General features: G+C 69.0%; 24 protein-coding genes and 2 tRNA genes. 11 read left to right on the top strand and 15 right to left on the bottom strand.

All coding sequences use genetic code 11. The features are described from left to right. Window positions 1-12 precede the first annotated feature (12 nt). Window positions 13-89 (bottom strand) — tRNA-Asp (locus tag ACHAA3_RS03450). A gap of 196 nt (window positions 90-285) precedes the next feature. Between ACHAA3_RS03450 and ACHAA3_RS03445 the strand changes: the two genes are divergently transcribed. The 5 genes from ACHAA3_RS03445 to ACHAA3_RS03425 are packed head-to-tail and all read left to right on the top strand — an operon-like array spanning window position 286 to window position 4,246. Continuing rightward, the gene (locus ACHAA3_RS03445) at window positions 286-1,098 is read left to right on the top strand and encodes an ABC transporter ATP-binding protein (protein WP_435707542.1); all 813 of its coding nucleotides are present in this window, start codon (window positions 286-288) and stop codon (window positions 1,096-1,098) included. Next, window positions 1,095-1,766 carry an ABC transporter permease gene (locus ACHAA3_RS03440; RefSeq protein WP_435707541.1) on the top strand — a complete coding sequence of 224 codons (672 nt, stop codon included), beginning with the start codon at window positions 1,095-1,097 and terminating at the stop codon, window positions 1,764-1,766. The genes ACHAA3_RS03445 and ACHAA3_RS03440 overlap by 4 nt, the downstream gene beginning before the upstream one ends. Window positions 1,767-1,794: 28 nt before the next feature. Next, window positions 1,795-2,472 (top strand): ABC transporter permease, encoded by a 678-nt coding sequence (locus tag ACHAA3_RS03435; protein WP_435707540.1) that lies wholly within the window; start codon window positions 1,795-1,797, stop codon window positions 2,470-2,472. A 26-nt stretch (window positions 2,473-2,498) separates the two neighbouring features. Beyond that, complete coding sequence (locus ACHAA3_RS03430) at window positions 2,499-3,431, top strand: ABC transporter substrate-binding protein (RefSeq protein WP_435707539.1); 933 nt, start codon at window positions 2,499-2,501, stop codon at window positions 3,429-3,431. Beyond that, window positions 3,431-4,246: an alpha/beta fold hydrolase gene (locus ACHAA3_RS03425; protein WP_435707538.1), complete on the top strand. Its 816-nt coding sequence runs from the start codon at window positions 3,431-3,433 to the stop codon at window positions 4,244-4,246. Before ACHAA3_RS03430 ends, ACHAA3_RS03425 begins: the two co-directional genes overlap by 1 nt. 4 nt (window positions 4,247-4,250) lie before the next feature. Here ACHAA3_RS03425 and gluQRS read toward each other — a convergent pair whose 3' ends face one another. The 5 genes from gluQRS to ACHAA3_RS03400 all read right to left on the bottom strand — a co-directional run bounded on the left by gluQRS (window position 4,251) and on the right by ACHAA3_RS03400 (window position 6,421). Next, on the bottom strand, window positions 4,251-5,126 hold the full coding sequence (gene gluQRS / locus ACHAA3_RS03420; RefSeq protein WP_435707537.1) for a tRNA glutamyl-Q(34) synthetase GluQRS: 876 nt from the start codon (window positions 5,124-5,126) through the stop codon (window positions 4,251-4,253). A gap of 12 nt (window positions 5,127-5,138) precedes the next feature. Then, window positions 5,139-5,462 carry a hypothetical protein gene (locus ACHAA3_RS03415; RefSeq protein ID WP_435707536.1) on the bottom strand — a complete coding sequence of 108 codons (324 nt, stop codon included), beginning with the start codon at window positions 5,460-5,462 and terminating at the stop codon, window positions 5,139-5,141. Between the two features lie 59 nt (window positions 5,463-5,521). After that, window positions 5,522-5,887, bottom strand: coding sequence for a hypothetical protein (locus ACHAA3_RS03410; RefSeq protein ID WP_435707535.1), 366 nt, complete (start codon window positions 5,885-5,887; stop codon window positions 5,522-5,524). 64 nt (window positions 5,888-5,951) lie between these two features. After that, window positions 5,952-6,269 (bottom strand): hypothetical protein, encoded by a 318-nt coding sequence (locus ACHAA3_RS03405; RefSeq protein WP_435707534.1) that lies wholly within the window; start codon window positions 6,267-6,269, stop codon window positions 5,952-5,954. Between the two features lie 79 nt (window positions 6,270-6,348). Next, window positions 6,349-6,421 (bottom strand) — tRNA-Glu (locus ACHAA3_RS03400). 71 nt (window positions 6,422-6,492) lie between these two features. Here ACHAA3_RS03400 and ACHAA3_RS03395 point away from each other — a divergent pair. The 5 genes from ACHAA3_RS03395 to ACHAA3_RS03375 all read left to right on the top strand — a co-directional run bounded on the left by ACHAA3_RS03395 (window position 6,493) and on the right by ACHAA3_RS03375 (window position 10,745). Further along, complete coding sequence (locus ACHAA3_RS03395) at window positions 6,493-6,843, top strand: metallopeptidase family protein (RefSeq protein WP_435707533.1); 351 nt, start codon at window positions 6,493-6,495, stop codon at window positions 6,841-6,843. Beyond that, on the top strand, window positions 6,836-7,528 hold the full coding sequence (locus tag ACHAA3_RS03390; protein WP_435707532.1) for a pirin family protein: 693 nt from the start codon (window positions 6,836-6,838) through the stop codon (window positions 7,526-7,528). The genes ACHAA3_RS03395 and ACHAA3_RS03390 overlap by 8 nt, the downstream gene beginning before the upstream one ends. Next, window positions 7,528-7,953, top strand: coding sequence for a type II 3-dehydroquinate dehydratase (gene aroQ, locus ACHAA3_RS03385; RefSeq protein ID WP_435707531.1), 426 nt, complete (start codon window positions 7,528-7,530; stop codon window positions 7,951-7,953). Before ACHAA3_RS03390 ends, aroQ begins: the two co-directional genes overlap by 1 nt. Before the next feature lie 144 nt (window positions 7,954-8,097). Next, window positions 8,098-9,459, top strand: coding sequence for an FAD-binding protein (locus ACHAA3_RS03380; RefSeq protein ID WP_435707530.1), 1,362 nt, complete (start codon window positions 8,098-8,100; stop codon window positions 9,457-9,459). Then, a complete protein-coding gene (locus tag ACHAA3_RS03375) occupies window positions 9,456-10,745 on the top strand; it encodes a class I SAM-dependent methyltransferase (protein WP_435707529.1) in 1,290 nt (429 codons plus the stop codon). The genes ACHAA3_RS03380 and ACHAA3_RS03375 overlap by 4 nt, the downstream gene beginning before the upstream one ends. On the opposite strand, the gene ACHAA3_RS03370 is transcribed toward ACHAA3_RS03375, so the two are convergent. Next, window positions 10,738-11,529: an exodeoxyribonuclease III gene (locus tag ACHAA3_RS03370; protein WP_435707528.1), complete on the bottom strand. Its 792-nt coding sequence runs from the start codon at window positions 11,527-11,529 to the stop codon at window positions 10,738-10,740. The genes ACHAA3_RS03375 and ACHAA3_RS03370 overlap by 8 nt on opposite strands. Window positions 11,530-11,850: 321 nt before the next feature. Between ACHAA3_RS03370 and ACHAA3_RS03365 the strand changes: the two genes are divergently transcribed. Continuing rightward, window positions 11,851-12,693, top strand: a complete 843-nt coding sequence (locus ACHAA3_RS03365) for an exonuclease domain-containing protein (RefSeq protein ID WP_435707527.1) — start codon at window positions 11,851-11,853, stop codon at window positions 12,691-12,693. 7 nt (window positions 12,694-12,700) lie between these two features. On the opposite strand, the gene ACHAA3_RS03360 is transcribed toward ACHAA3_RS03365, so the two are convergent. The 8 genes from ACHAA3_RS03360 to ACHAA3_RS03325 all read right to left on the bottom strand — a co-directional run bounded on the left by ACHAA3_RS03360 (window position 12,701) and on the right by ACHAA3_RS03325 (window position 19,861). After that, on the bottom strand, window positions 12,701-13,558 hold the full coding sequence (locus tag ACHAA3_RS03360; protein WP_435707526.1) for an alpha/beta fold hydrolase: 858 nt from the start codon (window positions 13,556-13,558) through the stop codon (window positions 12,701-12,703). Window positions 13,559-13,582: 24 nt separating this feature from the next. Next, window positions 13,583-14,365 carry a lysophospholipid acyltransferase family protein gene (locus tag ACHAA3_RS03355; protein WP_435707525.1) on the bottom strand — a complete coding sequence of 261 codons (783 nt, stop codon included), beginning with the start codon at window positions 14,363-14,365 and terminating at the stop codon, window positions 13,583-13,585. A 44-nt stretch (window positions 14,366-14,409) separates the two neighbouring features. Continuing rightward, window positions 14,410-15,345, bottom strand: a complete 936-nt coding sequence (locus tag ACHAA3_RS03350) for a pirin family protein (RefSeq protein ID WP_435707524.1) — start codon at window positions 15,343-15,345, stop codon at window positions 14,410-14,412. Between the two features lie 30 nt (window positions 15,346-15,375). After that, the gene (locus ACHAA3_RS03345) at window positions 15,376-15,840 is read right to left on the bottom strand and encodes an SRPBCC family protein (RefSeq protein WP_435707523.1); all 465 of its coding nucleotides are present in this window, start codon (window positions 15,838-15,840) and stop codon (window positions 15,376-15,378) included. 58 nt (window positions 15,841-15,898) lie between these two features. Then, window positions 15,899-16,849 (bottom strand): GGDEF domain-containing protein, encoded by a 951-nt coding sequence (locus ACHAA3_RS03340; RefSeq protein ID WP_435707522.1) that lies wholly within the window; start codon window positions 16,847-16,849, stop codon window positions 15,899-15,901. Between the two features lie 66 nt (window positions 16,850-16,915). Then, window positions 16,916-17,542, bottom strand: a complete 627-nt coding sequence (locus ACHAA3_RS03335) for an MBL fold metallo-hydrolase (protein WP_435707521.1) — start codon at window positions 17,540-17,542, stop codon at window positions 16,916-16,918. A gap of 81 nt (window positions 17,543-17,623) precedes the next feature. Then, window positions 17,624-18,709, bottom strand: coding sequence for an S-(hydroxymethyl)mycothiol dehydrogenase (locus ACHAA3_RS03330; protein ID WP_435707520.1), 1,086 nt, complete (start codon window positions 18,707-18,709; stop codon window positions 17,624-17,626). A gap of 111 nt (window positions 18,710-18,820) precedes the next feature. Beyond that, window positions 18,821-19,861, bottom strand: a complete 1,041-nt coding sequence (locus ACHAA3_RS03325; RefSeq protein ID WP_435707519.1) for an LLM class flavin-dependent oxidoreductase — start codon at window positions 19,859-19,861, stop codon at window positions 18,821-18,823. Between the last annotated feature and the right edge of the window lie 15 nt (window positions 19,862-19,876).

Below are 19,876 nucleotides of genomic sequence, written 5' to 3'. Positions count from 1 at the left end.
CTCGGTGCACACTGGCGACCTCGACGGGACTCGAACCCGCGACCTCCGCCGTGACAGGGCGGCGCGCTAACCAACTGCGCCACGAGGCCAGATGTGCTGCGGCGAACCGCTGTGCAACTCTAGCGCACGCCTGCCGCCGGCGACAAAACGGCTCCCGGAAGACGCGCCCGCCGCACCCGGACACGTTGCCGATGTCGTAGGGGCGGGGCAGAATGTCCGAAGCCCTTGGGGCGACCCGAACTGACTGCCTACCTCACGCCTGTCTCCACGATCCACGAGGACCGCATGATCGAGTACCGCTCCATCGCCAAGACTTTTCCCGACGGCACCCAGGCCGTCGAAGACTTTTCCCTGCTGCTTCCGTCACGGTCCACCACCGTGTTCGTGGGCTCGTCGGGCTGCGGCAAGACGACGCTGCTGCGCATGGTCAACCGCATGGTCGACCCCACCGGCGGGCAGGTGCTGATCGACGATGTCGACATCGCCACCAAGAACAGGGTCGAGCTGCGCCGCAGCATCGGCTACGTCATGCAGCACGCCGGTCTGCTCCCGCACCGCACCGTGCTGGAGAACATCGGCACGGTGCTGCGCCTCAACGGCCTGTCCAAGAGCGAGGCGCGCGAGCGATCGCTCGCCATCCTCCCGACGGTCGGGCTGACCGAGAGCCAGGCCGACCGCTTCCCCGCCCAGCTGTCGGGCGGACAGCAGCAGCGCGTCGGGGTGGCCCGTGGTCTGGTGACCGACCCCAACATCTTGCTGATGGACGAGCCGTTCGGCGCCGTCGACCCGATCGTGCGCGACGAGCTGCAGCAGGAGCTGCTGCGCCTGCAGCGCGAGCTCGACAAGACCATCGTGTTCGTCACCCACGACATCGACGAGGCCTTCCTGCTCGGCGACCAGGTCGTGATCCTCAAGACCGGCGGCGAGGTCGCTCAGGTGGGGTCCCCGGCCGAGATCATGTCAGCTCCCGCCGACGACTTCGTGCGCAGCTTCGTCGGGCTCGAGAAGGGGGCCCGGTCCCTGCACGTCGAAGATCGTGACGGAGTCCAGGTCGTCATCGACGGCACCGGCAAGGCCGCTGGAGTCCTCGAGTCATGACCTGGTTCCTCGACAACCTCGACACGGTCGGTGAGCTGTTCTGGCGGCACGCGTGGATCAGTGTGGTCTCGATCCTCATCGGCTTCGTCGTCTCCCTGCCGATCGGTTGGTACGCCAACGAGCACCCGCGCCTGCGCGGGATCGCGGTGACTGCGGTCGGTGTGCTCTACACAGTTCCCTCGCTGGCCATCTTCGTGCTGCTGCCCGGCCTCCTCGGCACCGGTTTCCTCAGTGTCATCAACGTGGTGATCGCGCTGTCGACCTACGCGGCCGCAGTCATGGTGCGCACCACGGCCGACGCGTTCGGATCGGTGTCGCCCGCCGTGCTGGACGCGGCATCGGCGGCCGGCTTCTCGCGAGGCCAGCGGGTCTTTCGCGTCGAGCTCCCGCTGGCCGGGCCCGTGCTCCTGGCGGGCCTGCGCGTCGTGTCGGTCAGCACCGTCAGCATGTTGAGCGTCGCGACGCTCGTGGGCGTCAGCAACCTCGGGTCGCTGTTCACCGATGGCTTCCGCCGCGACTTCCAGACCGAGATCATCGTCGGCATCCTCGCCATCGTGGTGCTCGCCCTGCTGCTGGACCTGCTGCTGGTGCTGGCGGGCCGACTGTTGATGCCGTGGTCGAGAGCCCAGCAGGCACCGCGGCGCACCGGGCGGAAGGTCGCGGCATGAGCACCAGAGCGACGTCAGGAGCGCGCCGATGAGCGTCGTCTCGGACACCTACGACTTCCTGACCGCCGCCGACAACTACTCCGGCAGCGGCGCCATCCCCACCCGCATGCTCGAGCACGTCACCTACACCGCCGAGACGATCGCGATCGCCGGGGTCATCGCCATCCCGCTGGGCCTGTGGATCGGCCACACCGGACGCTTCCGCAGCGTCGCGGTGGCCCTCACCGGAGCGCTGCGCGCGCTGCCCACGCTCGGTCTGCTGACCGCGCTCGCCCTGGTGGTGGGCATCGGACTCACCGCGCCGCTGATCTCGCTGGTCATCCTGGCCGTCCCGCCGCTGCTCGCCGGCGCGTACTCCGGAGTCGAGTCCGTCGATCGCCAGACCGTCGACGCGGCCCGTGCCATGGGCATGACCGAGATGCAGATCCTGCGCAAGGTCGAGATCCCGCTCGCCCTGCCGATCATCGTGGGCGGCATCCGCTCCGGCGTCCTGCAGGTCGTGGCCACGGCCACCGTCGCCGCGTTCGTCGGCCTGGGTGGACTCGGCCGGTTCATCATCAACGGCCAGGCCATCAGCGACTACGCCCAGATGGCAGCGGGCTCCGTGCTCGTCGTCGTGCTGGCCCTCGTCCTCGATGGCATCTTCGCCGGCCTGCAGCAGTTGGCCACCGGACGCCGCCCCGCCCCCCAACCGTCCACCGCCTGAACCGATCACCTGACAAAGGACCAACCATGACCCCCACACGTACCGGCAAGAAGCTCGCGGCGATCGCCGCCGCCACGACGCTCGGGCTCGGCCTCGCCGCCTGCGGCGGAGACCCCACCGAGACGACCGGCGCCCCCGACAGCCAGTCCGGCGACGGCACCATCACGGTCGGATCGGCGGCCTTCCCCGAGAACCAGATCCTCGCCGAGATCTACGCCCAGGCCCTCGAGGCCACGGGCGTCACGGTCGAGAAGAAGCTCAACATCGGTGCCCGTGAGGTCTACGTCAAGGCGCTGCAGAACGGCGAGATCGACCTCGTGCCGGAGTACACGGGCAACCTGCTGACCTACTTCGACGCCGAGGCCACCGCCACGTCGGCCGAGGAGGTCGAGGACGCCCTCGACGACGCCCTGCCCGAGGGACTGGAGGTGCTGGACGCCGCTGCGGCCGAGGACAAGGACTCGCTGAACGTCACGAGCGATTTCGCGGAGGCCAACGACCTGACCACGATCGGTGACCTGGCCGACCTCGACACCGTCAAGCTCGGCGCCAACCCCGAGTTCGAGAGCCGCGCCTACGGCGTCCCCGGCATGGAGGAGGTCTACGGCATCGACGGCATCGAGTTCACCGCGATCAGCGACGGTGGCGGACCGGCGACGCTCAAGGCGCTGCTCGACGGCGACGTCGACGTGGCCGACATCTACTCCACGACCCCGTCGATCGTCGAGAACGACCTGGTCACCCTCGAGGACCCCGAGAACATGATCGCGGCCCAGCAGGTGGTGCCCCTCATCAACGAGGCGAAGGCCACCGACGAGGTCGAGGACGTGCTCGACGCGATCGCTGCGGAGCTGACCACCGAGGACCTCCTGGAGCTCAACGGCAAGAACCAGGGCGATGACAAGACCGATCCGGCGGTGCTGGCCGAGGAGTGGCTGACCGAGAAGGGCCTGATCTAATGTCCCTGGTCGCGGTCGACGGCGCGTCCATCCACGTGGAGGACACCGGGCCCCCGCCCGACGTCCCCGACGCGACGACGATCGTGTTCGGACACGGGCTGCTGTTCAGCGGCGAGATGTTCGCCGCCCAGGTCGCTCGCCTGCGGTCGCGGTACCGGTGCGTGACGATCGACTGGCGCGGCCAGGGTCGCTCCCCGGCCGCCGCGGACGGCTACGACATGGACACCCTGACCCGCGATGCGGTTGCTGTCATCACCGGCTTGGGGGTGGGGCCGGTGCACTACGTCGGCCTCTCGATGGGTGGCTTCGTCGGCATGCGGCTGGGTGCCCGCCACGGCGAGCTGCTCCGCTCGCTGACCCTGCTGGACACCAGTGCCGGCCCGGAGGACCCCGACAAGGTCGCGAAGTACCGGCTGCTGGCCAAGGTCTACCGGGTGGTGGGCATGGGTCCGGTGCGTTCGCAGGTGCTGCCGATCATGTTCGGCCCCACGTTTCTCGCCGACCCGACGGGCAAGCCGGCCATCGACGCCTTCCTCGCGCGGCTCAAGCAGGTCGACCGCGCCGGGATGAAGAACGCCATCTACGGCGTGGCCGACCGTGTGGCCGTCGTCGATCTGCTGCCGCAGATCGGCACCCCGACACTCGTGGTCGTGGGTGCCGACGACGCCGCCACCCCCGTCGCGAAGTCCGAGGCCATCGTGGCTGGAATCGCCGGGGCGAGGTTGGAGATCGTGTCGGACGCGGGCCACTCCAGCACCATCGAGCAACCCGAGGTCCTGTCAGACCTGATCGAGGGCTTCGTGAGCGCGAACTAGACGCTCAGGTGGTCGGCGGGGTGAATACCCATGGAGCTCGCGGCACGTCAGAAGGATCGAAGGCTGCGAGCATCTCGGCCAGGGTGTCGCCCGGGAGACCGAGCGAGGACGTGATGGCAGTCATCGCGTCCTGCCCGGTGTCGGCCAGGTCGCGCAGCGTCACCGCGCCGTCGCGCTTGGCGAGCCTCTGTCCGTCGGTGTTCAGCACCAGCGGCACGTGCGCGTAGACCGGCGGTGCGAGGTCCAGCAGGGTCGCCAGATACGCCTGTCTGGGAGAGGAGCCCAGCAGGTCGTCACCGCGCACCACCTGGTCCACGCCCAGGTCGGCGTCGTCGACGACGACGGCCAGGTTGTAGGCGATGATGCCGTCGCCACGGCGCAGCACCACGTCGTCGACAGGCCCGGTGAAGGCACCGTGCAGCTGGTCGTCGATGGTGAAGTCGCCGACGTCGGCGCGCAGACGCAGCGCGGCCGGACGGCCTCCCCGGCGTTCAGAGCGCTGGACCGCCGAGAGGTCTCGGCACGTGCCGGGGTACAGCCCGGGGGTCTGGTGCGGCGCCGAGGTCGCCTCTCGGATCTCCCGGCGCGTGCAGAAGCACTCGTAGACGAGCCCGAGCGCCCGCAGGTCGGCCAGGGCGTCGGCATACAGGTCGGACCGCTGGGACTGCCGCACGACCGGACCGTCCCAGTCGAGGCCGATCGCGGCCAGGTCGGCCAGCTGTCGCTCCTCGGAGCCGACCTTGACGCGGTCGAGATCCTCGATGCGCATCAGGAACCGGCGGCCCGTGCTGCGGGCGAACAGCCACGCCAGCGCGGCCGTGCGCAGATTTCCGATGTGCAGGTCACCGGACGGGGACGGGGCGTACCGGCCGGCGGTCATGGCGCGTCCACGTCACACCACCCAGATGAAGCCGACGACGGGTGCGATGGCTGCGATCGCGATCCAGGGCGACACGAGCCGGCCACCCAGGATGAGGCGCATGACGACATAGGTGATGGCCGAGACGATGGTGGCCATCACCAGCAGGCCGATCGCGTCGCCGCGGCGCCCGGGCTCGTCGACGATGATCGAGGCGGCCACGATCAGGCCGATGATGCCGTGCTCGGCCACCGCGAAGAACCCGATGGCCGCGACACGTCGTTGCACCCGGTTGAGAGCGAGGAGCTTCGTCGTTGAATCGGTCGACGTGGTCGGACCAGCAGATGACGCGTTCACGATGGCTCCGGAACCTCAGGGGAAGGAGGCTCCAGTGTCTCACTCAGGCGATGGGCGGATCAGTCGTCCTTGGGATCGGGGACGTCGGAGGCTGACGCCACGAGATCCACACCCTCGAGGTCGTCGGCGTCGTTCGTGGAGCCGGTGACCTTGCCGGCCGCGGTGCCGGCCTTCTCCCCGACCCTGTGGGCGGCGGTGCTGGCCTTCTCGGAGGCCGAGTCGGCCGCTGAGCGGGCCTTGTCCTTGACCACCGGCGCCTGCTGGGCCGCGTAGTCCTGCGCGTCCCCGGCGGCCTGCTGGACGCGGGGGTCGCGCCACACCTTGGTGGCCTGCGTCTTGATCTCCTCGTACCGTTCGCGGCCAGCGCGTGCTCCGAGCACGTAGCCTGCGGCTGCGGCGGCGAGGTAGGTGGCCTTCTTGATCATGTGAGCTCCCAGTGCGAGGTGGTGAAAACCTTGGTGTACCCGAGCCGCGGTGCGGCAAACCGGGTCAGTCGTGCTCGTCGAGGCGCTCGAGGTCGCGCAGCGCATCGCGCGCCCGGCTCAGGCGCGCATTCTGCTCGTCGTCCCACCATCGGATCCCGCGTTCTCCCAGGCCGTGCTTCGCGAGATCGACGCGCCGTCTCGCTCGTGTGACCGCTTCCTCGTCCTCGCGGCGCTTCGCCGAGCCCACACCCGAGCGGCCACGACCGAGGTGAGAGGTCAGCGCTTCGACCAGCTCGGTCGGAAGACATGGGTCGGTCTTGCGCCAGCGGCGCCCACCGATGACCATCCAGTGGTCGTCCTCGGTCGGGGGTGTGTCAGCCATGAGTGCATGGCACACCGACTCGCGCGGGATCGCAACTGGAGAGAACGTTCGGCGGGACATGACGCGCGAAGTGTAGGAGTACCCCCAACGGGATTCGAACCCGTGCTACCGCCGTGAAAGGGCGGCGTCCTAGGCCGCTAGACGATGGGGGCCGGGAACCCGATCATCATACGGGGTGCCATGGGGGAGGCCCGGGCGGAGGCCCATGAGGGAGGATGGCGGCATGGTCGAGGTCAGCGAGGATCGCTTCGCCGAGCTGGTCGAGAATGCCTTCGACGCAGTGCCCGACGAGCTGGTCGCCCTGCTCGACAACGTGGTCCTGTTCATCGAGGACGACGCGCCGCCGGAGGAGCCTGATCTGCTCGGTCTGTATGACGGCATCCCTCTCACCGAGCGCGACTCCATGTATGGCGGCGCGATGCCCGACCGGATCATGGTGTTTCGCAACCCGATCCTGGCCATGTGCGAGTCGGAGGCCGAGGTGACCGAGGAGATCGCCATCACCGTGGTGCACGAGATCGCCCACCACTTCGGCATCGACGACGACCGACTGCACGAGCTCGGCTATGCCTGAGCAGGGAGACGACCGGGTGATCGTCCGCTTTGCCGACCGGTACCTGACCGACGGCGACGACCTCACCACCCGGCACAGCTTTTCCTACGGCGCCCACTACGACCCCGCGAACGTCGGCTTCGGCCCGATCCTCGCGATCAACACCGAACGTCTCGCCCCTGGTGCCGGGTACGGCACGCACCGGCACAGCGATGTCGAGATCGTCACCTGGGTCGTCGAGGGCGCACTGCGTCACGCCGACTCGGCTGGTGGTGGCGGAGTGATCCGGCCCGGTACCGCCCAGCGGCTGAGCGCGGGAACCGGCGTCGAGCACACCGAGGTCAACGAATCGACCGAGTCGCCGTTGGAGTTCGTGCAGATGATGCTGGCCAGCACGCACGACGCGGCGCCGGAGTACGAGCAGGTCGAGGTCGCGGATGAGGCCGGCCGCCTGCTCGAGACGGTCACGGTTCGTGCGGGCGCGCGACTGTACGTGACGAGGCTCGAACCGGGCGATGTCGTCACGGTGCCGTCCGCGCCGCGCAGCCTGGTCCACGTGACGCGAGGCGTCGTTCGGCTCGACGACACCGTCCTGCTGGCCGGCGATGAGGCGCGACTGGGCTCCGTCGGCCCGTACGATCTGAGTGCCGTCTCCGGCAGTGCCAGTGTCGGGGGCGAAGCACTCGTCTGGCAGCTGGAGACCTGATGACCGTCCTCGTCCTGAACGGACCCAACCTCGGCCGCCTCGGTGTGCGCGAGCCCGATGTCTACGGCACCGCCACCTACGCCGACCTCGTGGCGCGGTGCGAGGACGTGGCAGCCGAGGTGGGACTCGAGGTCGAGGTGCGCCAGAGCGACGACGAGGCCGAGATGATCCGGTGGCTGCACGAGGCGGCCGATGCCGGCTCGTCGGTCGTGCTCAACGCCGGCGCGTGGACCCACACCTCGGTGGCGGTGCGCGATGCCGCCACCCAGCTGGCAGGGCCCCTGGTCGAAGTGCACCTGTCCAACGTGCACGCGCGTGAGCCGTTTCGGCACACGTCGTACCTGAGTGACATCGCCGCGGCGGTCGTGGTCGGCATGGGCCTGGAGGGCTACGCCGCCGCGCTTCGTTTCATCGCCCGGTCCTGACTCGTCCCCTCTGCTGGTGGAGGCGACAGGTGCTCTCCGGCGGCGGCATTTTCCCTCATGTCGCGACTGGACGCTGCGAACGGTTGCGAATTGCAACCGAGCCCGTGGCGTTGTGACCGCCGATACAGGGCTAACCTGAATTCGATGTTTACAGGTTGGGAAGCACACCGCGCGGCGGTCGACACGTTGGTGCAGTCGTATCGGGCGATCCCGCGAGGTGATCGGGTCCGATTGGCGAAGAAGACCTCCAACCTGTTCCGTCCACGAGCTGCATCGACCGGACCGGGGCTCGACGTCACCGGTCTCGACGGCGTGATCGCCATCGACATCGACGCGCGCACCGCTGACGTGCAGGGCGTCTGCACGTACGAGGACCTGGTCGACGCGGTCCTCCCGCACGATCTCATCCCGTACGTGGTGCCGCAGCTGCGCACCATCACCCTCGGGGGCGCGGTCACGGGTCTGGGCATCGAGTCGACGTCGTTCCGCAACGGCCTGCCCCACGAGTCGGTCCTCGAGATGGACATCCTCACCGGCGACGGCCAGATCGTGACCGCGACGCCGGACGGCCCCCACGCGGACCTGTTCGAGGCCTTCCCCAACTCCTACGGCAGCCTCGGGTACGCGACACGCCTGCGCATCAAGCTGGAGCACGTGCCGCAGCTGGTCACGCTCCGCCATGTCCAGATGGCCGACGCCGCTGCCGCCGTCGCGGCGATCGAGCAGATCTGCGAGACCGGCGAGTACCTGGGGCAGCGCGTCGACGGTCTCGACGGCACGGCCTTCACCCCCGACGAGATCTACCTGACGCTCGCGCACTTCACCGACGAGCCGCAGCACGTCAGCGACTACACGGGTCAGCAGGTCTACTACCGCTCGATCGCGCAGCGCGAGACCGACGCCCTCACGATGTACGACTACCTGTGGCGCTGGGACACCGACTGGTTCTGGTGCTCGGGTGCCTTCGGAGCCCAGCAGCCGCTGATCCGCCGCCTGTGGCCGAGGCGCTGGCGACGCAGCGACGTCTTCCACCAGATCGTCGGGCTCGACGAGCGCTTCGGCATCATCGCCACGCTCGACCGGCTCAAGAAGGTGCCCGGCCGCGAGCGCGTCATCCAGGACATCGAGGTCCCGGCTGACCGCCTGCCGGAGTTCCTGGAGTGGTTCGACGCGGAGATCGGCATGCGGCCGGTGTGGCTGTGCCCGCTGCGCACCACGGGCTCGTGGCCGGCCTATCCGTTGGCCACCGGCGAGACGTACATCAACGTCGGATTCTGGGGCACCGTCGTGGTTCCGGCCGACGCCCCGCCCGGGCTCGTCAACCGCAAGGTCGAGCAGGTCGTCTCGGGCCTCGGCGGGCACAAGTCCCTGTACTCCGAAGCCTTCTACGACCACGAGACCTTCGAGACCATGTACGGCGGCAAGGCGCTCGAGGACGTGCGTCGCCGCTACGACCCCGATGCTCGACTGAGCACCCTGTACGAGAAAGCTGTGAGGAACTCATGACCACCGATGTCGCGACCAAGTTGAACATCGCTCAAGCGCTCGAGCGTCTGATGAAGGACGGCTTGCCGTTCCGCTTCGAGGCGTTCGACGGCAGCACGGCCGGGCCCGAAGGTGCGCCGCTGACCCTGCGCCTCAAGAACGAGCGCGGCCTGGCCTACCTGATGACCGCTCCGGGCGATCTGGGCTTCGCTCGCGCCTACGTCTCGGGCGACCTCGAGGTCGAGGGCATCCACCCCGGCGACCCCTACGACGCCATGGTCCTGATCATGAGCCAGCTGCGCTTCAAGGTGCCCTCGGCCGCCGAGATGCTGCAGATCGTCCGCAGCCTCGGCTTCGGCAACCTCAAGCCGCCGACCCCGCCGGTCGAGGAGCACCTGCCACGCTGGCGCCGCGCCTTCGAAGGCCTGCGACACAACAAGAAGCGTGACGCCGAGGCCATCCAGCACCACTACGACGTCTCGAATCGCTTCTACGAGCTGGTCCTGGGTGAGTCCATGACCTACACCTGCGCGGTCTACCCCAGCCTCGAGGCCAGCCTGGAGGAGGCGCAGTTCGAGAAGTACGACCTGATCTGCCGCAAGCTCGACCTCAAGCCGGGGCAGCGTCTGCTCGACATCGGCTGCGGCTGGGGTGGCATGGTCCGTCACGCCGCCAAGCACTACGGCGTCAAGGTCATCGGCGTCACGCTCTCCCGCGAGCAGGCCGCGTGGGCCGCCGAGGAGATCAAGCGTCAGGGCCTCGAGCACCTGGCCGAGGCTCGCCACGGCGACTACCGCGACGTCCTGGAGACCGGTTTCGACGCGGTCAGCTCGATCGGTCTGACCGAGCACATCGGAGTGCGCAGCTACCCGTCGTACTTCGCCTTCATCGAGTCCAAGCTGAAGCCCGGCGGCCGGATGCTGAACCACTGCATCACCCGGCCCAACAACAAGACCACCACGACCGGTGCCTTCATCGACCGCTACGTGTTCCCCGACGGCGAGCTCACCGGAGTCGGCCGCATCACGGTCGCGGCGCAGGAGACTGGCCTGGAGGTGCGCCACGTCGAGAACCTGCGGGAGCACTACGCGATGACCTTGGCCGGCTGGTGCCGCAACCTCGTCGAGAACTGGGACGCGTGTCTCGAGGAGGTCACCGAGGGACGCGCCAAGGTGTGGGGCATCTACATGGCCGGATCGCGGCTGGCCTTCGAGCGCAACGAGATCGAGCTGCACCACGTGCTGGCCGTCAAGCCCGGCGCCGGCGGCGACGCCGCGTGGCCCCTGCGCCCGACCTGGCTCAGCTGAGGTCGAGGACGACGGGCGCGTGGTCGCTGGCGCCCTTGCCCTTGCGTTCTTCGCGGTCGATCCAGGCCCCGTCGACCCGCCGCGCGAGCGCGGGGGAGGACAGCGCGAAGTCGATGCGCATGCCTTCCTTCTTCGGGAAGCGCAGGCGCTGGTAGTCCCAGTACGTGTAGGTTCCGGGGCCCGGTGTGTGTGGGCGCACGACGTCGGCGTAGCCCTCCTCGACGATGGCGTGGAAGGCGGTGCGCTCCGGCTCGGACACGTGGGTGTGACCCTCGAAGGCAGCCATGTCCCACACGTCGTCGTCGGTGGGTGCCACGTTCCAGTCGCCGGTGAGGGTGATCTGGGCGTCGGGATCGTCGGCCAGCCACTGACGTGCTGAGCGACGCAGCGACTCCAGCCAGGCCAGCTTGTAGTCGTAGTGCGGGTCGCCGACCTCACGCCCGTTGGGCACGTAGAGACTCCACACCCGGACCCCGCCACACGTGGCGCCGATGGCTCGCGGCTCGAGGATCTCCGGATCGCCGAACAACGGCTGGTCCTCGGCGAACGAGGTGGCGACGTCGGCCAGGCCCACGCGCGAGACGAGGGCCACGCCGTTCCACTGGTTGACGCCGAAGTGGGCCACCTCGTAGCCCATCGCGTCGAGCTCCATCGTGGGGAACTGATCCTCGCGACACTTGGTCTCCTGAATCGCGAGGACGTCGACGTCGTGGCGCTCCAGAAAGCCGGTGACCCGGTCGATCCGGCTGCGGACGGAGTTGACGTTCCAGGTCGCGATACGCATCCGACGAATCTAGCCGATCGCCGACCTGCGCCAGGGCGCTGCCCCGGACACGGTGCAGATCCCGAGCCCCCGCTGTCATAGGTCGGCTTTCCGGGGTGATGGTTCCCCAGGTTACGTAGGTTTCCCCTCACTTCACCGGGCAAATTTGCCATGAGGAGTGATGCGTTCCCTACGTAACCTGGGGAACCATCACCCCGCGCCCAAGAAGCCTTGCACCCACGTGCCTGAGGCCGCGACACCTCGGCACCCGAGTGTTGTCCCGCTCGTTGTCGGTGTCGACGCCTACCGTGGTCCTGACCAGCGACGACGAAGTGAGGGTCCGTGAGAACCAACCAGCTCGAGGGCGCCTGCGACACCTGCTACACCCACGTGGTGGCCGGTAGCGGCCGGCTGATCGGTCATCCGGGTCGCTGGCGGGTGCTGTGCCTGACCTGCACGCCGCTACCGCCGTCCCGCGGTCTGCACCGCGGATGGTTCGAGCAAACCCTCGCCTCGCTGGACCTGGAGACCACCGGAGTCGACCCGCACACCGACCGGATCCTCAGCTACGCCCTCCTCGACACGGACGGCGAACGCGCTGGACTGGTGGCGGCAGGGGTCCCAATCCCGGCCGCGTCGCAGGCAGTGCACGGCATCAGCGAGCAGTCGTTGATCGGTGCGCCGCCGCCACGTATCGCCGTGGCGATGATCACCGACTGGATCCAGTCACTCATTGATCGACGCATCGGTCTGGTCGTGTTCAACGCCGCCTACGACCTCACCATGGTGCGCGCCGAGGCCGCACGGCACGGCGTCCGGCAGCCGGCGTGGGACCGACTCATGGTCGTGGACCCGCACGTCATCGACTGGGGCCTCGAACGCGGCGGTCTGGGTCCGCGCCGGCTCGCCGACGTCGCGTCCTACTACGGGGTGCTGCTGGACCAGGCGCACGACGCCACCGCGGACGCCCGAGCCGCCCGCGACATCGCGATCGAGATGGGCGCCCGACACCATGAAGCGGGCGCGTGCACGCTGGTCGAGCTCACGCTGCGCCAGCACCTGTGGCACTCCGAGCGGGCCGCCGACTGGAACGCCTACGCGGCGCGGGTCGGACGCGAGCTCGACGACCCCACCGGCTGGCCGCTGGTGGCGGCCCCGGCGCCCGCGGTCACCGCCACCGCCTGAGGCCGTCTCAGCGCCCGCGTGCGGCCCGGTCCGAGATGGCCTCGGCGAGCGCGTCGGGTGCCTCGTCAGGTATCCAGTGGGTCACGTCCTGCAGCTGGACGAAGCGGTAGTCGGCGTCGACGAAGTCACCACACATCTCGGCCCCCTCGCGCCCCAGCGCCCGGTCGCCGGTGCTCCACACGTAGGTCGTCGGCACCGTCACGGCGGGCAAGTCGTTCAGCCGCTTGTCCATCGCCCGGTAGTAGCTCAGCGCCGCGGTGAGCGTGGGGCGGTCGGTGAACAGGCGCTCGTACTCGGCCAGGGCGTCGGCCGGCACCTTGTCCTCGTAGAACTCGGTGATCCGGCTGCCCTCGTCGGCGAGCAGCACGTCCTCGGCCTTGCCCTCGATCCGGAACAGCTGCATGTAACGGCTCATGGCGCGTTGATCCTCCGATCCCTTCAGCGCGCGACCGAACGCCGCCAGGTGCGGCACCGACACGGCGGTGAGGCTGCGCAGCCGGTCCGCGTGGCGGCCGGCGGCGATCCACGCGATCACGGCGCCCCAGTCGTGGCCGACGAGGTGGAAGGTGTCCAGGCCGAGGGCGTCGGCGAGCTCGACGACGTCATCGGCCAGCAGGTCGTAGCCGTAGTGCTCGACCCCGACGGGGCGGGCACCGGGGGAGTAGCCGCGCTGGTCGGGGGCGATGACCCGATATCCCGCCTCCACGAGCGGGGGCACGACCGCAGCCCAGCTCAACGAGGTCTGCGGAAAGCCGTGCAGCATGATGATCGGCGGTCCGTCCTCGGGGCCGTCGACACGAACGTCCAGGCTGCCGACGCCGATGGTGGCGGAGATCTGTCGTCCCCAGCTCGCGGGATGGGTCATGAGGGTTCCTCTCGTGGTGGATTCTCATTCGAAGATGTCGCCGATGCGGGCGACGGCCGCACGATCGAGCTCTGCTGCGGTCGCGACATCCGGCGCGGTGCCGCCGCGGTCGTGCGGCAGCCACCACCGATCATCGTCGCTGCGGGGTGCATCGGGATAGGTGTCGATGGCGTCGTCGAGCAGCACGTCCATCGCAGCGCGCAGCCGTACGTTGAGGGCGTCGACGGTCTCGTGCGGCCCGGCCTCGAGTGGTGGCCCGACCATGATCGTGATGGGGATGCGGCGTCGCAAGGACCGTCGACCGTCGACGGTGAGCACCCGATGCCCACCCCACACGATGACGGGGATCAGCGGCACACGGCGATTGACGGCGATCCCGGCAGCACCACGCTTGAACGGCTTGAGCCGCCAGGACCGGCTGATGGTGGCCTCGGGGAAGAGGCCGACCAGCTCGCCCTCGTCGACCAGGTCGAGACACCGTCGGTAGGCGCGGGCGCCAGAGCGGCGCTCGACCGGGATGTGCCGCATGGCGCGCATCAGCCATCCGACGACCGGGATCTCGAAGACCGACGCCTTGGAGGCGAAGCGGACCAGGCGCCCCCGCTCCCGTGCGGCGTACCCGACGAAGGTGAAGTCGAGGAAGCCGATGTGATTGCCCGCCAGCACGCCGGGTCCCTCGGCCGGCAGGTGCTCGGCACCACGGACGTCGAAGCGATACCCCATCGATGCGAACAGCACGCCGAAGGTGGCCACGGCGAAGCGATAGATGCCGTTGCGCCCAGCGGGACGTGGCCGGTTCGCGGGCATGTCCTCACCGTAGTGGTGAGCGGCCGGAGCCGGCGGTGCTGGCCTCAGGCCTCAGCAGTTCCGACGGGGGGATTGCTGCGTGGTGACAGGATCGCGTTCGGCATCGTCGGGGCCGGAATGCGGTCGGTCTCGCCGAGGTACCCCTCGACCGTGCCGAAACGGTCGCTGGCGTCCTGCCACTGCTCACGCATCTGCACGATCTCGTGGTGGGTGCGGCCCACGAAGTTCCACCACATGACGATCTCCTCGGTGAACGGGGGACCGCCCAGCACGATGAGGCGTGCAGGCTGATCGGTGGGGTTGTGGACCGTCAGCGTGCTCGACCCGTGGCCCTGGTAGCCCATCTCGCCGCGCTCGACCGCCCAGCCACCCACGCGGGCGACCGAGGTGTCGACCAGAACGCCGTGCTCGAACTCCGGATCGACGTCCAGGTCCAGCGTCGCCTGCGGATCGAGCACGATCTCGGCACCCAGCAACGGGGTGAAGGTCTGCACCGGGGACGTGGCTCCGACCAGGGAGCCCAGGAAGACCCGCACGATGGCTCCGTCGACCTGCACCGGCGACGGCTCGTGATGCTGGAACGCGCGATCGGCATGGCGGTGCTCCTCGGGCAGGACGACCCACAGCTGCACGCCGTGCAGGATCGAGGTGTCGAGCGTGGACACCTCCGAGTGACAGATGCCCGATCCGCCCGTCATCAGGTTCATCTCGCCGGGGCGCACGGTGGCCACGTTGCCGGCACTGTCGCGGTGCTCGATCTGACCGGCGAACAGCCAGCTGACGGTCTGCAGTCCCGTGTGCGGGTGCGGGGCGACGTCCATGCCACCGGTCGCGGCGACGTCGTCGGGACCGTAGTGATCGGCGAAGCACCAGGCCCCCACGAAGGACCGGCTGCGCTGCGGCAGGGTGCGCCGCACGGTCATGGCCCGCAGACCACCGAGTGGAACCTCGCGCGTGGACAACACGTCGATCCTGCTCATGGGGTCATCCTAGGTCGGCCACGGGTACGTCTACACGCCCAGCTCTGCGTTGAGGCGCTTGGCGAATCCGTTGCCCATGGATGCGATGACGGCCTTCATGGCGGTGGTGACGGCCGGAGAGGTCATCTTCGGAAGGGGGAGATCGACCGAGATCTCCAGGCGGATGCTCACCTGGGTGCCGCCGTCGACGTCGACGAGGTCGTAGCGGCCCTCCACCCCGGCGCGCTCGCTGCTGCCGGCCGGCGGATCGTGGGTGAACTCGATGCGCGAGCCCTCATCGAAGGTCATCTTCTCGGTGAAGGTGGGGACGAGGCGCTCGCTGAGCACCTCGATGGTCTTGAGGTGCCACACCCAGTGATCCCCGGAGGCCTCGATGCGCTCGAGCAGCGGTGTCAGCCGGGCCAACACATCGGGATCGGTCAGGATCGCCCAGATGGCGGCCCGATCGGCCGCCACGACGGCAGTGGACTCGCGCTCGGCGGTGAACCAGGTCATGGGTGGTGCTCTCCAGTCTGTCGGGGGGACGGGCGAGGTGCTGTGGGCAGTCGATGCGTCACAGGTCGAGGCTGTGCCGTTGAGCCTTGGCGGCATACATCGCCCGGTCGGCCTCCACGAAGGCGTCGGCGACGCTGACGGCGCCGGGTCGGGAGGCTGCGAAGCCGCAGGACGCCGAGATGTTGGCCTTCTCGAGGGCTCGGGCGAACGTTGCGAAGTGACGGGGGAGATCATCGGCTGCGACGTTGTTGCTCAAGATGACGAACTCGTCGCCGCCGTAGCGTGCCACCTGATCTCCCTCTCCCGCGCACGCGAGCAGAGTGGCGGCCGTGCGGACGATGAGCTCGTCCCCGGCGGCGTGGCCGAGGGTGTCGTTGATCGGCTTGACCTGGTCGAGATCGATCACGGCCACGGCCACCTGGTCGCCGTAGGCGTCGAGGCGCTGCTGGGCGTCCTGGGTGAGCGCGTTCCAGCCGCGCCGATTGGTCAGCCCGGTGAGGGCATCGGTCTGGGCGAGCGCTGCGGCGATCCTGACCTCGTGTCGATTGCGGTCGGCAGTGCGCGCCGTGGCCAGATGGGTCGACAGCAGAGCACCCAGCAGCACCAGGAGATCGGCGTCGACGTCGTCGACGCTGTCGAGCGGATCGGTGCCGAATCCGCACAGCGCACCGAACAGCTCCCCCTGGTCGTCGGTGAGTCGGATCCCGGCGCAGGAGCGGATCGTCTCGGAATGCTCGACGTCGGCGTAGGCCGGATCGGCCAGGGTGTCGACCACCACCACCGGTGCCGCGCCGTTGATCATGCGCATGCAGAAGTTGTCGGGATGGCTCGCCAGGAGGCCGGGCTCGAGCACCTTCTCCTCGCGCACGTGCACATGAACCTGCTCGTGGCCCGAGACCCGGCTGACGGACCAGTCGGTCAGCGGCGTGTGCGTCTTCAGGTACTCGATGACCCGCTGGGCCGATTCGGAGAAGTGGTCGGAGCCGAACTTGGAGAGATCGGCGGCCACCTGCTCATTGTGGAGCAGATGGCCGCGCCGCGCACCCTGCCGTGGTCGCGTCCCGGACGGGCGTCCTCAGCTTCCGCGGGTGATCCACTCATCGAGCGACGGCTTCTCATCACCGATGCGGGTGTCGTCCCCGTGCCCGGTGTGCACCGTGGTGTCGTCGGGCAGGGTGAACAGCGCTGTGGCGATCGACTCGATGATGGTGTCGAAGTCCGAGTAGGACCGACCCGTGGCGCCGGGGCCGCCGTTGAAGAGCGTGTCGCCGCTGAAGACCACGCCCAGGTCCTCCGAATACAGGCAGGTGCTGCCCGGGGAGTGCCCGGGAGTCGAGATCGCGCGCAGCGTGCTGCCTGCGATCTCGAACGTGCTGCCGCCGACCAGGTCGTGGTCTGGGGGACTCGTGTGCTCGACGTCCCACAACATGCGATCGGCCGAGGGGAACCAGATGGCGGCACCCGTGCTCGCTGCCAGCTCGACGGCGGCGTTCACGTGGTCGTTGTGCCCGTGGGTCAGCACGATGGCCGACACGGCGCGGTCGCCGATGGCCGCCGCGATGGCAGGTGCGTCGTGCGGGGCGTCGATGACGATGACCTCGGCGTCGTCGCCGACGATCCAGACGTTGTTGTCCACGTCCCACTCGCCGCCGTCGAGGGCGAACGTGCCCGACGTGACGACCTTTTCGATGCGGGCGCTCACAGCAGAACCCTCGTGGAGAGCGAAGAGTACGGGGCTCCTGCTGTGATGATCTGATGGCTCACTCGCTGGCGCTCGCTCATGTCAGAGCTCCACGACGGAGCGCAGGACCGTGCCGTCGTGCATCTTGCCGAAGGCGGCCTCGACGTCGTCGATGCCGATCTTCTCGGTGACGAAGGCGTCGAGGTCGAGGCGGCCCTGCTGGTACAGGTCGGTCAACATCGGGAAGTCGCGGCTGGGCAGGCAGTCGCCGTACCAGCTGGACTTGAGCGATCCGCCGCGTCCGAACACGTCGATCAGCGGCAGCTCGAGCATCAGGTCGGGCGTGGGCACGCCGACCAGCACGACGGTGCCGGCCAGATCGCGGGCGTAGAAGGCCTGCTTCCACGTCTCCGGGCGGCCGACCGCGTCGATCACGACGTCGGCGCCGAACCCGTCGGTCAGAGCCTGCACGGCCTCGACCACGTCGCCGCCACTCGCATTGATGGTGTGCGTGGCGCCCTGGTTGGTCGCCCACTCGAGCTTCTGGGGATCGAGATCGATCGCGATGATCTTCGCTGCGCCGGCCAGACGCGCGCCGGCGACTGCCGCTGCGCCGACCCCGCCGCAGCCGATGACGGCCACGGAGTCGCCACGCTGCACGTTGCCGGTGTTGATCGCTGCGCCGAGGCCCGCCATCACGCCGCAACCCAGCAGGCCGACGGCGGCGGGGGAGGCCGACGGGTCGACCTTGGTGCACTGACCGGCGGCGACCAGGGTCTTGTCGGCGAACGCCCCGATGCCCAGCGCGGGCGACAGCTCGGTGCCGTCCTCGAGGGTCATCTTCTGCTCGGCGTTGTGCGTGTCGAAGCAGTACCACGGGCGGCCGCGGTCGCAGGCGCGGCAGTTGCCGCACACCGCACGCCAGTTCAGCACCACGAAGTCGCCGGGTGCGACGTCGGTGACACCCTCACCGACGGACTCGACGATGCCGGCGGCCTCGTGACCGAGCAGGAACGGGAACTCGTCGTTGATGCCGCCCTCGCGGTAGTGCAGGTCGGTGTGGCAGACACCGCACGCCTGGATGTCGACCACGGCCTCGCCGGGCCCCGGGTCGGGGATCACGATGTTCTCGACGGTGACGGGCGCGCCCTTGCTGCGCGCGATCACTCCTCGGACGGTCTGGGGCATGGGTGTCCTCCTCAAGACGGCTGCTTGTCATGAGACAACCACATCGGCGGTCGCCCGCAGATCGGCGGCCTCGCCCGGACCGCGCCGCGAGCCGGGCCCCGCCGGGGTGCATCACATGTCGGTGACGGCCTCCGCGACCCGCGGCTTCACCTCGGTGCCGAGCAGCTCGATGCTGCGCAGCATGGCGTCCGGCGACATGATCGCGTTGGTCATCTGCATCGTGAAGCGCGAGATCCCGCCGAGCTCGGGCGAGACGGCAGCGATCTTGCGTGCCACCGTCTCCGGGCTGCCGATGAAGTAGGCGCCGTGCTCGCCGAGGGTCGCCTGGTAGTCACGCCGCCGCGGCGGAGGGAAGCCACGCTCGCGACCCATCTGCGTGAAGGCCTGCTCATAACCCGGCCAGAAGGTGTCGGCAGCAGTCGTGTCGTCGTCGGCGACGAAACCGAAGCAGTGGATCCCGACCTGGAGCGTCTCGGGGGAGTGGCCGGCCTCGGCACCGGCCTGGCGGTAGAGGTCGATGAGCGGCTTGAACTGGCGGGGCTCGCCGCCGATGATGGCGACCATCAGGGGCATGCCCAGACGGCCGGCGCGCACGAACGACTCGGGCGTGCCGCCGACGCCCAGCCACATCGGCAGCCTCTGCTGCACCGGTCGCGGGTAGACCCCCTGCCCGGACAGGGGTGCGCGGTGGCGCCCCGACCAGTGGGGATGGGCCTCGTCGCGCAGCTGCAGCAGCAGGTCGAGCTTGCTGGTGAACAGGGAGTCGTAGTCGGCGAGGTCGAGCCCGAACAGCGGGAACGCCTCGACGAAGGATCCGCGGCCCACGACCATCTCCGCGCGGCCGCCGGAGATGAGGTCGAGCGTGGAGAAGGCCTCGAACACGCGGACGGGGTCGTCGGCGCTCAGCACGGTGACGGCGCTGCGCAGGCGGATGCGCTCGGTTAGGGCAGCGGCGGCCGACAGGATCACCACCGGGGCCGAGTCCAGGTAGTTCTCGCGATGGTGCTCGCCCACGCCGAAGGTGTCGACGCCGGCTCGGTCCGCCGCGACCACCTCGGCCAGGAACTGGCTCATCCGATCGGCGGAGGAGTACTTGGTTCCGGTGTTCGGGTCGGTGACCTCGGACACGAAGCTGTCGATACCGATTTCCATATCGGCCTCAACCCT

Source organism: Aeromicrobium sp. CF3.5 (genome assembly GCF_051262695.1).
In the GTDB taxonomy this organism is placed as follows: domain Bacteria; phylum Actinomycetota; class Actinomycetes; order Propionibacteriales; family Nocardioidaceae; genus Aeromicrobium.
This window is presented reverse-complemented; position numbering and strand designations above follow the sequence as displayed.

Bases quoted from the DNA above. Each gene is read 5' to 3' on its own strand.
- ACHAA3_RS03350 (WP_435707524.1), bottom strand. From the start codon at position 15,345: ATGAGCAGGATCGACGTGTTGTCCACGCGCGAGGTTCCACTCGGTGGT.
- ACHAA3_RS03345 (WP_435707523.1), bottom strand. From the start codon at position 15,840: ATGACCTGGTTCACCGCCGAGCGCGAGTCCACTGCCGTCGTGGCGGCC.
- ACHAA3_RS03380 (WP_435707530.1), top strand. From the start codon at position 8,098: ATGTTTACAGGTTGGGAAGCACACCGCGCGGCGGTCGACACGTTGGTG.
- ACHAA3_RS03395 (WP_435707533.1), top strand. From the start codon at position 6,493: ATGGTCGAGGTCAGCGAGGATCGCTTCGCCGAGCTGGTCGAGAATGCC.
- gluQRS (WP_435707537.1), bottom strand. From the start codon at position 5,126: ATGACCGCCGGCCGGTACGCCCCGTCCCCGTCCGGTGACCTGCACATC.
- ACHAA3_RS03355 (WP_435707525.1), bottom strand. From the start codon at position 14,365: ATGCCCGCGAACCGGCCACGTCCCGCTGGGCGCAACGGCATCTATCGC.
- ACHAA3_RS03360 (WP_435707526.1), bottom strand. From the start codon at position 13,558: ATGACCCATCCCGCGAGCTGGGGACGACAGATCTCCGCCACCATCGGC.
- ACHAA3_RS03445 (WP_435707542.1), top strand. From the start codon at position 286: ATGATCGAGTACCGCTCCATCGCCAAGACTTTTCCCGACGGCACCCAG.
- ACHAA3_RS03325 (WP_435707519.1), bottom strand. From the start codon at position 19,861: ATGGAAATCGGTATCGACAGCTTCGTGTCCGAGGTCACCGACCCGAAC.
- ACHAA3_RS03370 (WP_435707528.1), bottom strand. From the start codon at position 11,529: ATGCGTATCGCGACCTGGAACGTCAACTCCGTCCGCAGCCGGATCGAC.
- aroQ (WP_435707531.1), top strand. From the start codon at position 7,528: ATGACCGTCCTCGTCCTGAACGGACCCAACCTCGGCCGCCTCGGTGTG.
- ACHAA3_RS03440 (WP_435707541.1), top strand. From the start codon at position 1,095: ATGACCTGGTTCCTCGACAACCTCGACACGGTCGGTGAGCTGTTCTGG.
- ACHAA3_RS03435 (WP_435707540.1), top strand. From the start codon at position 1,795: ATGAGCGTCGTCTCGGACACCTACGACTTCCTGACCGCCGCCGACAAC.
- ACHAA3_RS03330 (WP_435707520.1), bottom strand. From the start codon at position 18,709: ATGCCCCAGACCGTCCGAGGAGTGATCGCGCGCAGCAAGGGCGCGCCC.
- ACHAA3_RS03410 (WP_435707535.1), bottom strand. From the start codon at position 5,887: ATGATCAAGAAGGCCACCTACCTCGCCGCCGCAGCCGCAGGCTACGTG.
- ACHAA3_RS03425 (WP_435707538.1), top strand. From the start codon at position 3,431: ATGTCCCTGGTCGCGGTCGACGGCGCGTCCATCCACGTGGAGGACACC.
- ACHAA3_RS03405 (WP_435707534.1), bottom strand. From the start codon at position 6,269: ATGGCTGACACACCCCCGACCGAGGACGACCACTGGATGGTCATCGGT.
- ACHAA3_RS03390 (WP_435707532.1), top strand. From the start codon at position 6,836: ATGCCTGAGCAGGGAGACGACCGGGTGATCGTCCGCTTTGCCGACCGG.
- ACHAA3_RS03375 (WP_435707529.1), top strand. From the start codon at position 9,456: ATGACCACCGATGTCGCGACCAAGTTGAACATCGCTCAAGCGCTCGAG.
- ACHAA3_RS03430 (WP_435707539.1), top strand. From the start codon at position 2,499: ATGACCCCCACACGTACCGGCAAGAAGCTCGCGGCGATCGCCGCCGCC.